11 protein-coding genes are annotated in these 12,820 nt (G+C 39.4%); 4 read left to right on the forward strand and 7 right to left on the reverse strand.

Features of this window, described 5'->3' with window-relative positions; translation table 11 throughout:
- The first annotated feature begins 200 nt into the window (after positions 1-200).
- Together D172_RS00595 and D172_RS00600 are read left to right on the forward strand one after the other, a co-directional pair.
- A complete protein-coding gene (locus tag D172_RS00595) occupies positions 201-3,665 on the forward strand; it encodes a S8 family serine peptidase (RefSeq protein WP_007377301.1) in 3,465 nt (1,154 codons plus the stop codon).
- 283 nt (positions 3,666-3,948) lie between these two features.
- Positions 3,949-6,123 carry a S9 family peptidase gene (locus D172_RS00600; RefSeq protein ID WP_007377302.1) on the forward strand — a complete coding sequence of 725 codons (2,175 nt, stop codon included), beginning with the start codon at positions 3,949-3,951 and terminating at the stop codon, positions 6,121-6,123.
- Between the two features lie 42 nt (positions 6,124-6,165).
- Here D172_RS00600 and D172_RS00605 read toward each other — a convergent pair whose 3' ends face one another.
- The 4 genes from D172_RS00605 to D172_RS00620 all read right to left on the reverse strand — a co-directional run bounded on the left by D172_RS00605 (position 6,166) and on the right by D172_RS00620 (position 9,916).
- Positions 6,166-7,653 (reverse strand): sensor histidine kinase, encoded by a 1,488-nt coding sequence (locus D172_RS00605; RefSeq protein WP_007377303.1) that lies wholly within the window; start codon positions 7,651-7,653, stop codon positions 6,166-6,168.
- A 10-nt stretch (positions 7,654-7,663) separates the two neighbouring features.
- Positions 7,664-8,389, reverse strand: coding sequence for a response regulator transcription factor (locus D172_RS00610; RefSeq protein WP_007377304.1), 726 nt, complete (start codon positions 8,387-8,389; stop codon positions 7,664-7,666).
- Between the two features lie 89 nt (positions 8,390-8,478).
- Positions 8,479-9,204, reverse strand: a complete 726-nt coding sequence (locus D172_RS00615; RefSeq protein ID WP_007377305.1) for a spondin domain-containing protein — start codon at positions 9,202-9,204, stop codon at positions 8,479-8,481.
- 10 nt (positions 9,205-9,214) lie between these two features.
- On the reverse strand, positions 9,215-9,916 hold the full coding sequence (locus tag D172_RS00620) for a spondin domain-containing protein (protein ID WP_007377306.1): 702 nt from the start codon (positions 9,914-9,916) through the stop codon (positions 9,215-9,217).
- 182 nt (positions 9,917-10,098) lie between these two features.
- Between D172_RS00620 and D172_RS00625 the strand changes: the two genes are divergently transcribed.
- On the forward strand, positions 10,099-10,464 hold the full coding sequence (locus tag D172_RS00625) for a DUF4870 domain-containing protein (RefSeq protein WP_007377307.1): 366 nt from the start codon (positions 10,099-10,101) through the stop codon (positions 10,462-10,464).
- 227 nt (positions 10,465-10,691) lie between these two features.
- Positions 10,692-11,126, forward strand: coding sequence for a YqaA family protein (locus tag D172_RS00630; RefSeq protein ID WP_033023727.1), 435 nt, complete (start codon positions 10,692-10,694; stop codon positions 11,124-11,126).
- A 9-nt stretch (positions 11,127-11,135) separates the two neighbouring features.
- On the opposite strand, the gene folX is transcribed toward D172_RS00630, so the two are convergent.
- The 3 genes from folX to folM are packed head-to-tail and all read right to left on the reverse strand — an operon-like array spanning position 11,136 to position 12,795.
- A complete protein-coding gene (folX, locus tag D172_RS00635; protein ID WP_007377309.1) occupies positions 11,136-11,492 on the reverse strand; it encodes a dihydroneopterin triphosphate 2'-epimerase in 357 nt (118 codons plus the stop codon).
- A gap of 3 nt (positions 11,493-11,495) precedes the next feature.
- Positions 11,496-12,050 (reverse strand): GTP cyclohydrolase I FolE, encoded by a 555-nt coding sequence (gene folE, locus D172_RS00640; RefSeq protein ID WP_007377310.1) that lies wholly within the window; start codon positions 12,048-12,050, stop codon positions 11,496-11,498.
- 25 nt (positions 12,051-12,075) lie between these two features.
- Positions 12,076-12,795 carry a dihydromonapterin reductase gene (gene folM, locus D172_RS00645; protein WP_007377311.1) on the reverse strand — a complete coding sequence of 240 codons (720 nt, stop codon included), beginning with the start codon at positions 12,793-12,795 and terminating at the stop codon, positions 12,076-12,078.
- Positions 12,796-12,820: the final 25 nt, after the last annotated feature.

Here is a 12,820-nt window from a genome sequence, read left to right on the forward strand (position 1 = left end):
CACTTGTTTACAAATTTAGATTGAATTATTGTTACTTCAAATCAATTGCTTAGGCTTGTTTTCTGTCTTTGTGTAGACGCATTGTAATTTGTTTGTAATCAAGGTGTTGCTCAGGGTGGGTGTAAAGTTTTATATTCTAGTTACAAACCAATTACGATTGGTATAAGCACAATAATATAAAACTCGTCCCAGGGGAAATAATGTCTAAAAACATAATAAAAAGAACTGCAATAGCAACTGCAGTATCAAGTGCGTTTATTGCAACATTCGCAAGTGCAACAACTTTACCTACAGTTACTATTGCTCATCACCAAGCAGAGCAAGTTAAAGATACTGTTTCTGCACAGAAAGAACCATCAGCATATATGATCGTACTTCGTGCGACGACCTCTGTTGATGGATTTGTAAATGGTACTTATCAGGCATCAAACAACCGTGAAATTACGGCAAATATTGAGCAGCTTCAAGATACAATGACTTTAGAGCTCAATAGCTTAGATTTTGATGCGAAAGTAATTGGTAAAACTAAAATACTAGCACCAACACTAATTGTTCAAGCATCACCAGAAGCATTAGCTAAAATAGCAAAAGACTCACGTGTAGCTAAAGTATTACCTATGTTTGATAACGAGTTACATGTAGCTGCAACGTCGGACTATATTCATGCTAAACCTTTAATCGATGAGGGTATTGTAAGTGGTAAAGGCCAGCGAGTAGCTGTTTTAGATACAGGTATTGATTATACTCACAAAGCATTTGATGGCGCGGGTACTGTTGAGGCATATGATGCTGCTCAGGAAGATCCTGCCGCAGTTACTTGGCCACAAGGTATTGTAAAAGGTGGTTTCGATTTTATTCGCAATGATGCAGACCCAATTGAAAACGATCCTGTTGTTGTTATTCCTGATGTTGATGAGCCAACAAATCACGGTACATCTTCTTCACACTCAGTAAGTGGTATTGCACCTGATGTAGAGCTGTATGTTTACTCTGTTTGTGGTGGTGGTTGTCCAAGTGCGGCACAAGTTGCAGCATTAGAAGCTGCGATGGATCCTAATGGAGATGGTGACATTTCTGATCGTGTAGATGTAATGAATATGTCACTCGGTGGCGAGTTTGGTGATACATACACAGGTGGTGGTGCGCAGTATTTAATTCAACGTGCTGTTGATCTAGGTGTAAATATGGTTATCTCTGCTGGTAATGACGGCGATAACCCATTTCGTGTTGGTGGTCCAAGTACAACACCAAATGCACTATCTGTAGGCGCGATGACGCATCCAACAACTCAAGTTAGTATAGCTACTGGTACTGTTGCGGGTGTTGAAGGTAATATCCAAGGTTCAGGGTTTGGTTTGCAGGCTGACTATGCTATTTCAGGCGCTGATATTGACTTAGTTTACCCTGATGCCAACCAAAATGGTTGTGATGAGTTTGCCGCTGATGTTGATTTTACAGGTAAAGCTGTATTAATTGACCGTGGCGCATGTGCATTTACAGTTAAAGTACTTAATGCACAGAAAAAAGGTGCTGAATTTGTACTGATTGCTAACAATACAGATGATGGTACCCCTGCACCAATGGGTGGCAGTGACGCTGCTGTTACGATTAAAAATGTAGGTATTAATTTTGCTGCAGGTGCTGCTTTAAAAGCGCAATTAGCGGCAGGTAATACGGCAACATTTGATATTGATGTAAAAATTAAAACAACATCGGGAGCCGTAGCAACATTCTCTTCTCGTGGTCCTTCTATGGATGGTTTATTAAAGCCTGAAATTACAGCTCCAGGTACAAGTATTGAAGTAGCTGCAGCTGGTACGCAAACTGAGAATAACCCTGTATCTGGTACGTCTTTCTCTGGCCCTATAACTGCCGGTGCCGTTGCGATGATTCGCGAAGCTCACCCTGAGCGAAATGCATTTGAAATTAAAGCTACGATCATGAATGCAGCTGATCTAAATGTAACCAACGAGCCGCTAGCAACTAACCCTGACTCAAAGCTTGCTCCAATTAGTATGATTGGTTCAGGCTTAGTTGACGTAACTAAAGCAGTTAATTTACCAGTAGCTGCATGGGTTAATAATACACAATTTAATACTAAGCAAGCTGCGCTTTCTTTTGGTCTGGTGTCTATGACTGAAACAGAGTCGTTAACGCAGACTGTAACGGTTAAAAACTTTTCATCAGACGCTAAAACGTATGCACTACGCACTGAAGCGCGTTACCAGAATGATGAAGATACAGCAGCAATTAGCTGGGATTTCCCTGCATCAGTAACAATTCCTGCAGGTCAGTCAATGAATTTTGACGTGGTACTAACTGTTGATCCTACAAAACTGCCAGTATGGGAATTAGAAAACCCGTTTAGTGCTGACGATATTGCAGCAAGAAGCGCAGCACTTACTTCAGTAGAGTTTGATGGTGCATTAGTATTTGATGATGCAAGTACAGATACAGATCATGATTTACACGTTGTGTATCACGTAATGCCAAAAGCAGCGACAGCGCTAAGTGTTTCATCTCAAATTATAGACAACGAGATGGCACTTATCGTTGAAAATAGTGGTCAAACAGAAATTACGCCGTTCGCAGAAACCATTATTGCAATGGGTACTGAAAAAACACGAGAAGAAGCTGAATTTAATATTATTTCGACTACTTTCTCTGCTTTTGCTGATGACTCTTGTGATTCGGGTATCTTTGTAACATCTTCTATCCAATTACGTGACCCATTAACTCATGTATTCCAAGCTGGCGTTAGACTTGAAATAGATACAGATAATGACGGCGTATATGATCAAATTATGCAAAACTATAACGACCGTGGTCGTCAAACTGCATTCCCAGGTCGTAGCCGTACAGTAATTGGAACAACAGATGGTGCGGGTAACGACTCTTTAGCATGGGTTACTCCGATGTTTCATTCAGCGGGTGAGAACACGGTTACATTCTCTGCGTGTACAAACTTATTTAACGTAGATGCTTCGCTAATTGGCGAGCAAATGAACTTTAAAGCTTCAGTAGGTAGCCCTGCTTATCAAACGGGTGTGTTTTCTGAAACAGACAGCGTTGAAGGTTCAACGTTATTTGGTACTTCTCCTACTGTAGCATTAACGTCATTAGAGACAGGCGAAGTGGTTTCATCACTTAAACCTGGTGAAAAAGCGATTGTTGAAGCTAGCGGTCCATTTGCATTATCGCAAACATCTGGCCTGGGTGTTGTTAAAGCAATGGCAAGTGCTGATTTAGAGCTTCCTGCAATTGAAGCCCCAATGTTAGTTGGTGGTGAATTTACAGTTTCTGAAGATGCAGAAAATGGCACAGTTGTTGGTAAATTAACAATTACGGAGTCTGATTTTGACTTAGACGTTTCGGAGTACTTCGTTCAGTCTAATACCAATATTGGTCTAGGTGTTGATGAGCAAGGTCAAGTAGTTGTTGTAAATACAGAGTTGTTAGTTGGAAATTCATCAGCTGAAATTCAAGTTGTGGCAATTGATGTACGCGGTAATGTTTCTGAACCTGTAATGGTTAGCGTTAGCGTTGCTGAAGTGGTAGTACCTCCAGTTGTTGAGACTAAGAAGAAAAGCTCTTCTGGTTCTCTTGCATGGTTAACATTACTAGTAGCGCCGTTTGCATTTATGCGTCGTCGTAAACAAAAGTAATTTTATAACTTAACTGTTATATAAAGGGAGCTTCGGCTCCCTTTTTACATGGCTTCTCAAATTAAATAACGACAAATTCTAATTTTAGATATATTTATACCAATCTGCTTAATTAAATGAGCTACTTTGAGTTAAGAAAATCCTGTCGATAACAAGGCAAAATTTCGTTATTTAGTTGTTCTATATCAGAAATTTTTAACACAGTTAGCGTCAGGTTTAATCTCTCAAATTGATTAAGTTGGTATTACTTAATAAAAATTAAATACAACAAGGACTTTGACTGATGAAACGTACTCCATTCGCACTTGCTGCATTATCGCTAGCTATTTTAAGTGGCTGTAATCAAGCCCCAGAAGAGACTCAAAAAAGTAATACACAAGTTAAAACGGTTCAAGTAGTCCAAGCTGCAGCCCCTATTGCTAAAAAAGTGCCTCATGAGATGACTATCCATGGTGGCACACGTGTAGATAATTACTATTGGTTACGTGATGACGAACGTAAAGCGCCAGAGGTGATTAACTATTTAGAAGCTGAAAATACATACACAGATGCAATGCTTGCACATACTAAAACGCTGCAAAGTGAATTGTTTGAGGAGCTAAAAGGGCGTATTCAAAAAGACGATGATTCAGTCCCAGTTAAAAGCGGTGATTATTTTTACTCAACGCAAACACGTGGCGATAACGAGTACACTACTTATTTACGCAGCAGCGATTTTGCAGGTACCGATCAGCAAGTTATTTTAGATGTAAATGAGCTTGCTAAAGGCCATGATTATTATGCGGTAAGTGGCTTAGATGTAAGCCCGAATGGCAATTTAATGGCTTATGGCGAAGATACTGTTAGTCGTCGTATTTATAGTATAAAAATAAAAGATTTAACAACCGGTAAATTACTCGAAGACACACTTGAGGGCACTAACGGTGGCATTGTGTGGGCAAACGATAATAAAACGGTTTACTACATTAAAAAAGATTTACAAACTCTACTAGGTTATCAAGTTTATCGTCATACATTAGGTACATCACAAGCTGATGATGAGCTAATTTACGAAGAAACTGATACCAGTTACTACATGGGTATGAGTAAAAGTAAAGATGAGTCAGAAATTTATATTTGGCACAGCAGCACGGCTGCATCAGGTGTGTCGGTATTGAGCGCTGATGATGCTAAGGCAATGCCTAAGCGTTTAATTGAGCGCGAAGCAGGGCTTGAATATGAAATATCTAAACTAGGGAATACTTACTATATTGTAACTAACTTAGATGCTGTAAATTTTCAGCTGATGAAAGTGGATATTGATAGAGCAGGCGACAAAGTAAATTGGCAAAGTGTGATCCCAGCGCGCGACGGTATTAAACTCGAAGGCATTGATTTATTTAATGACTACTTAGTTTACCAAGAGCGTGAAATGGGTCAGTCAAAACTTATTGCGCGTGATTTAAAAACAGGTAAAGAGTTACCACTGAGCTTTAACGATAGCGCTTATACAATTAGCACTTATGGCAATAATGAGATTGATAGCGATACGTTACGTGTTTACTACACAAGCATGACAACGCCTGATTCATCATACGATGTAAATTTAGCAACAGGCAACAAAACATTACTTAAACAACAAACTGTATTGGGCGACTTTAGTGCTGACAACTATGCCTCAGAGCGCATTTTTGTAACTGCACGTGACGGTATAAAAGTACCGGTAAGTTTGGTTTATCGTAAAGATGCGTTTAAAAAAGACGGTACAAATCCATTGCTGCAGTACGGTTATGGTTCGTACGGGGCAACGATGGATCCAACGTTCTCCAGCTCACGCTTGAGCTTGTTAGACCGTGGCTTTGTATTTGCAATTGCCCATGTACGTGGCTCGCAAATGCTAGGTCGTCCTTGGTACGAAGACGGCAAGCTACTTACTAAAAAGAATACGTTTAATGACTTTGTTGATGTAACCAAAGCATTGGTTTCTCAAAAGTATGGCGCAAAAGATGAAATATTTGCGTTAGGTGGCAGTGCTGGTGGCTTATTAATGGGCGCAGTAGCAAACCAAGCGCCTGAGCTTTATAAAGGCATGGTTGCTGCGGTACCGTTTGTTGATGTAGTAACCACGATGCTTGATGCGAGTATTCCGCTTACAACAAATGAATATGGCGAATGGGGTAATCCGAACGAAAAAGCGTATTACGATTACATGCTATCTTACTCGCCATACGACCAAGTATCTAAGCAAGCATATCCTAATATGCTAGTAACGACTGGCTTGCACGATTCACAAGTTCAATACTTTGAGCCAGCTAAATGGGTTGCTAAGCTGCGTGACTATAAAACTGATGACAATAAATTATTGTTTAAAATAGATATGGAAGCAGGGCACGGTGGTGCATCGGGTCGCTTTAAGCGCTTAGAAGATACCGCGCTAAACTATGCATTTATGCTTGATTTAGCGGGTATTAAAAAGTAGTTAATTTATATATTTAAAATAAATAAAAATGTAAGGTGCTTTTTAAGAAAGCACCTTTTTTTGTGGCAAATTAAAGCTAAACATAGTGCCTTTGCCAATTTCACTTTGCACGTATATTTCGCTATCCATCAGTTTCAATAACCCCCGACATATAGCTAGCCCTAAACCACCTTGCTGACGCCCCTCTTTATTAGAATTACTTGCTTGATAGTGAGGATTAAAAATAGCACTCAGTTCATCTTGTTTTATTCCAACGCCAGTATCTGAAACATGCACAAATAGCTGATTGTCGCCACTGCGCTTTACATGTACTGCAATGCTACCACCGCTAGGCGTATGCCTAATAGCGTTATCAATTAAGTTACTTAATACGCGTTCTAATTTTGCGATATCGGCTACAACAGGGAAATCACAAATTGCAGGTTCTACCGATAAATGAATACCCTTTTTATTTACAGCTAAGCTAAATTTAGCAATGCAGTCATAAATTAACTCGCCTAAATTAAAGGTTTCTTTATTTATGTTTATTTCGCCATTTTCTAAATGGGCAAGTTCAAATATTTGTTCTATGAGTAATTTTAATTGTCCGCAATTATTAAGCGACACTTGTAAGTATTCTTGTTGTTCTTTTTGACTTAATTGCTCACCAGATTGATTTAAAACCTCTAAAAATCCTTGCAGTGATGCAAGTGGTGTACGTAGGTCGTGCGATAAGTGAGTGAGTAACTCTTTGCGTTGTTTATCGCCCTCTTCAAGTGCTTTAAATTGCTCATTAATACGGGTAAGCATTGCTTGAATGCTGCGACCCAAACTATGTACTTCATTGCTTTTTTGTGTTGAATAGTTACTTAATTTTGTATCTGTAAGGCTGTAATTGGCCGCTTCAATATTGCTTACATCACGGGCTAAACGCTGTATTGGATTGGTGAAAAAACGCAGTAAGATTAGCATTGCAATGAGTAAAAAGGCTAAAGCGGAGCCAAGCCATAAAGCGGCTAGCCATAGCCTGTCATTATTTTTTATAGTATTGAGGGAGGTATCGTAGGCTTCACCGCCAATAATTACATATAGGTAACCTTGTAACTTGTCGTGATTAAATACAGGCGCAACCGAAAATATTTTTTGTTGGTCTTTATTGCGCGGATTATCACCATAGATAGGTGCTGCTTTAGGGTCATTAATGAGCTTTTTTAAAGGCGCTAAATCGATATAGTTACGCTTAACTTTTCCTGGTTTTGCTGAGTAAGTAAGAATTTTTCCGGTTTCGTCTACAAAATAAAATTCAAACGCAGGGCCTAATAGCATTAAAGTATGAAAAAGGTTTTCGAGCGCTTTATAGTCGTAAACACCTTCTTTTATCAATGGGTTATCTTGTACTAAATGCTCAGCTAACGCTAAATGCAGATTTTGCTCACCATGGTGTTTTGAAGTAAGTTCTAATTGTTTGCTCCAGCCATAAACAAGTGCACAAATAAAACAAAATATAACAACTAACGATATGGCTAATTTTTGGTACAAAGATAATTTCATAATAGGAGTCTTAATTTAGTTGGCTAGGGTTTAGTTTATAACCCACACCCCAAACTGTTTCTATAATGGGCATTTTCTGGTGCTCTTCTAGCTTGGCGCGTAAGCGGTTTATGTGCGAATTAACTGTGTGCTCGTAACCACTATGTTGATATCCCCATACTTTATCGAGTAATTGTTGGCGACTAAAAACATGACTAGGGTGGCGTGCAAAATAAACAAGTAAATCAAATTCGGTGGCGGTAAGGTTGAGTGCTTGCTTGCCTAAATAAACTTGGTGCGAACTGAACTCAATGTGGAGTGAGCCTACGTTTAGCGTTTGTTCGCTATCAACGGGTGAGTTATCGTTATTCTGACTGGCAAGTAATTGTGCTCTGTGGCGCAATTGGGTCTTTACTCTGGCTTGTAACTCACGCGCAAAAAATGGTTTACAAATATAATCATCTGCGCCCATTTCAAGACCAATCACTCTGTCCATATCGCTACTGAGCGCGGTCAGTAAAATCACAGAGGTAGTAGGATAATGTTCTTTTATTTTTCGGCATAAACTCAAACCATCCATTTGCGGTAAGTTTATATCGAGTAAAATGAGTCCGTAGGGGTGCTTAGCTATTTTTTTTAAAGCAAGCTCGGCACTCACAACATGATCAACATGTAAGTTAAGTGAAGTAAGCTGCGTGGTAATTAATTTACCTATTTCTCTGTCGTCTTCTACTACTAATAATTTTTCGTGACGCATGTATAACCTCGTAAAAAGGGGGGCATCCGTGCTCCCTTACTTCCCCATTACAAGCTGGTATGTCAACGCGTAAATATCGTTAATATTAATTACTGAGTTCGAGTAATGACAACTTTCGCCAATGGATTATCAAATTTATGTTCAGGGCTTAGCACTGAACTTGATAGCCCGTCTTCATTAGTAACTACACCAGGGTGTCTTGCTACAAAATCAACATCATCGCGGGCTTCATTAAAGCCTTCGCCGCCATCCACAGGACCCGGTAATGTACCAGCTGCTTCTGTATTTGCTTCCGTACCTGCATCATAAGCAACGGTGGTGCGCATAATAGACTCACCAACGGCTAATGTAGATACATCTACAGCACTAAGACCGGTAAACCCATCATTTGTATTCACCATCATAGTGGCAAGCGATAGTTTTAGTACTTCGAGCGTGTCGGTAGTAATCGTGATTGTGGTATTTGCACCAGGTCCAACTGGGCCTTCACTCGATGCATTAGCAATACCATTTTCAAATGTAAGGAGTTGGCTGTTATCCCCGCCTTCAGCCATTGTTTCTAATGCCACTGATGAAGGACTGCCTATTTGCCATAGCGTACCTTCATGGTGTGCAATAACGGCAACTGGTGAAAATGGTTGACCAGCAGTTAAATTACTTACAGTAACGTTAAATTCATAGCTGGTAGCTGTCGGTGCTGGTGTTGGTGCAACTACTTGATCAGGCTCGTTGCTATCATTGTCGCCACATGCTGCAAGAGTAGTTGCAAGCGCTAGTATTAAAGCGCTTTTTTTAAAGTTTTTAAAAGATGACATTATAGCGCTCCTACTTAACCGTAACGGTTAGTTTTGCTACTGGGTTTAACCATCTGTGCACTGTATTGCTTAAGTCACTATTACCAGCGGTTAGATCGTCATCACCTAAGTTACCAGGATGAATATGAATATTAATATTGCTATCGGTGCTTGTTAAACCAGCACCACCGGTACCAGCATTACCACCAGGAGCAGCTGGAATACCAGGCGTACCTGGTGCACCTGAACCTTCTACTACAAGTTCATTATTTTGTTCAGTACCTGCATCGTAAGCATTTAAAAACACAGTATACGTTCCAGCTTCGGTTGGAATTTTCCAGCTATCAAGACCGACAAAACCGTCATTTGTAGGAAGTAGCATTGCGGCAACAGAAAGGTATTCGTTACCATCAGATGTCGTTAGGGTTGCCATTGCAGATACTGTTGGCGCAAGTAGACCTTCAGCCGGGTTTGCAGCCATATCACTACCTGCGGCAGTTGCTTGTGCAACTAGTTCTGCAATATTTCCGCCCTCAGCCATTGTTTGTAATGCGGTAGAGGCTTCCGTTGCTACTTCGAACAGTTTATCTTCACTGTCGTGAGCAGTTATTAATACGGGTGTAAAATGGATGCCTTGAGTTAAGTTGGTTATTTTTAAATCTAACTCTGCGGCCATAGTTGATTGGCTAGCTGCCGCTAAAAGAGTTGCAATTGTTAATGTAGAAGCTTTCATTATTATTTCCTGTAAGTGATGATTCGAGTTAAGTATTGAATAATCGTCTCCAGAAACTCTCACAAACTTATCACTTTTTTATCACAAGATTTTACGTTGTGATTTTTTGCTAATACAGCAGTTGATTTATGGACATTTGTTTAATTAAAAGGCAACATACATGAAACAAAAAGGAGAGTGTTATGGAAGAAAATCAACAGGTTGAACCAGTTAATAAAGATGACCGTACGTGGGCTATGCTATGTCATTTAAGTGCATTAGCTGGATTTATTGTGCCGTTTGGCTCAATAATTGGGCCATTAATTGTGTGGTTAATTAAAAAAGATGAAATGCCAGTTGTTGACGTGCACGGTAAAAAGGCGCTTAACTTTCAAATAACGATGGCAATTGCATATGTAGTTTGTTTTTTACTGATGTTTGTAGCAGTAGGCTTAATATTACTACCTTTAGTGGCAATTTTTGGGTTTGTAATGGTTGTACTGGCGAGTATTAAAGCTAACGAAGGAAAAGAGTTTAATTATCCGTTTAGTTTAAATTTGATAAAATAAACACACAGTTTATTTTTATACCCATTGCATTAAATTAGTGATCTATTATAGCGATGAGAAAATAGCTCAATAACAAGGCTAAAATTATGATACATAGTTGTTCTATATAAATAATTTAAACGTAGTTAGTGAGTTATTTAATACGCTAGAATGATCATGTTTTTAATAAAATTGGTATTATAAACCCAGCTATAGGCTGGGTTTTTACGTTTAGCTATAAGGGCATTATGCTTTATCTCACGTTATTTATTAGCGCATTTATATCTGCCACATTATTGCCCAGCTCTTCTGAGGTGATAATGGTGGGAATGATTGCCCAAGGTAAAGTTAATTTATGGCTTATGTGGTGCGTAGCAACACTTGGAAATGTATTGGGAAGCTGCGTTAATTACTGGTTAGGCACGCAGGTACTGCGTTTTAAAGATAAAAAGTGGTTTCCTGTATCGCAAAAAGGGCTTGATAGCGCACAAAAACAATTTAATAAATATGGTGTATATAGTTTGTTATTTGCTTGGTTACCGGTTGTGGGAGATCCATTAACAGTAATTGGAGGCATATTTAAAGTACGGTTTAGTGCTTTTTTGTTGCTAGTAATGCTAGGCAAAGGCGCGCGCTATTTAGCGGTTATCGCCCTTGCCGTTGGATTCGAAAAACTCATTTAGATACAAAAGTTATTTCGCCCAATCAAGTGTTAACGACACTGAGTCGGCAAAACGCAGTGCATGCGGTTTATCAACACGTGCTTTAGCGTAATGAACACTTGGGTGCGAGTGACAAACCGCAAGAATTTCAGCAACTAATTTCTCGAGCAGTAAAAAGTGCCCTTGCTCTACTAAACTAATCACTTCTTTGGTGATCACTTTATAATTTAGTGCTTGGTCTACTTCATCCGTTTTACAGGCATCATCAGCAGGGTAGTGAATCTCCAGATTGATCACTACGTCTTGCTTTTTTTCACGCTCATCGGGGTTAAAGCCAATAAATGTACGCAGTCGCAAATTAGTAACGTTAATAATTGCATTAGCCATAGGTTAACCTTTTATAAGCTGCAAAAATTCGTTACGCGTTTTAGGATCGCTTCTAAAGTTACCTAACATTACTGATGTACGCATGCTTGAATTTTGCTTTTCTACACCACGCATCATCATACACATGTGTTTTGCCTCAACAATAACGCCTACGCCCTTAGCGCCTGTCACTTCTTCAACTGCTTTAGCGATTTGATGCGTTAGCTGTTCTTGAATTTGAAAACGGCGTGAAAACATATCAACAATACGGGCAAATTTAGACAAGCCTAATACTTTACCGTTTGGTATATAAGCAATATGGCAACGGCCAATAAAAGGCAGTAAATGATGTTCACACATAGAGTAAAGCTCTATGTCTTGCACTAACACCATGTCGTCAGCATCAGACGTAAATACCGCTTTATTAGTTATTTCATCAAGTGTTTGACGATACCCCTGCGTTAAATATTCCATTGCTTTTGCAGCACGTTTCGGCGTATCAAGTAAGCCTTCGCGGTTAGCATCTTCGCCTACTGCGGTGATGATTTTTTGGTAACTTTCTTTTAATTCATTATGCATAAATATCTCAGTTTATTTAGCTTATTTACTTTAAATGACGACCGCCATCTACAGGTAAAGAGCGCCCTGTGATGTATTGGCTTTGTAATAGTAAATCAATGCTATTGATAATTTCTTGGCATCCGGGTTCAATGCCCATTAATGATTTTTTAAGGGTCTTAGCGCGATATTGTTCATCGTCATGTTCATTAAAAATAATGAGCGATGGAGCAACCGAGTTCACTTTTATGTTTGGCGCATATTTAGCGCTAAACGATTTAGTTAGGTTGTCGAGTGCTGCTTTACTTGCTGCGTAAGCTAAATGTTTAGGGCTGCCTGTTTCAACTACATAATCAGTGAGGTGAATTATATCGGCAGGTACTTTTTCATTTTGCTGATGTTTTAAAAGCAGCTCTGCGCACATTAAATTAATTAAATACGGTGTTTTGGCATGTATACGCATCATATTATCAAACAGTGCTGCGAAGTCAGGGTTGTTAGCTTCGCAGTCCCAGCTTGATGCGTTATGTACAATAGCGCGCAGCGATGTTGTATGCATATTAAGCGTATTTATAAATGCACTAATACCGTCATCGGTACTAAAGTCAGCATAAATACATACAGCGCCTTGTTGCTCTAATTTATCAACAGCGCCGTGACGAGTACGATACGTAATAATAACAGCCTGCCCTTGGGCTATATAATGCTGAGCTAGCGCTAAACCAATACGTTGGCCTGCGCCGGTAATTAAAATGGGCGATGTCATATAATGCAGTGTTCTCTTTGGCGGG

The organism is Pseudoalteromonas sp. Bsw20308 (assembly GCF_000310105.2).
GTDB lineage: Bacteria > Pseudomonadota > Gammaproteobacteria > Enterobacterales > Alteromonadaceae > Pseudoalteromonas > Pseudoalteromonas fuliginea.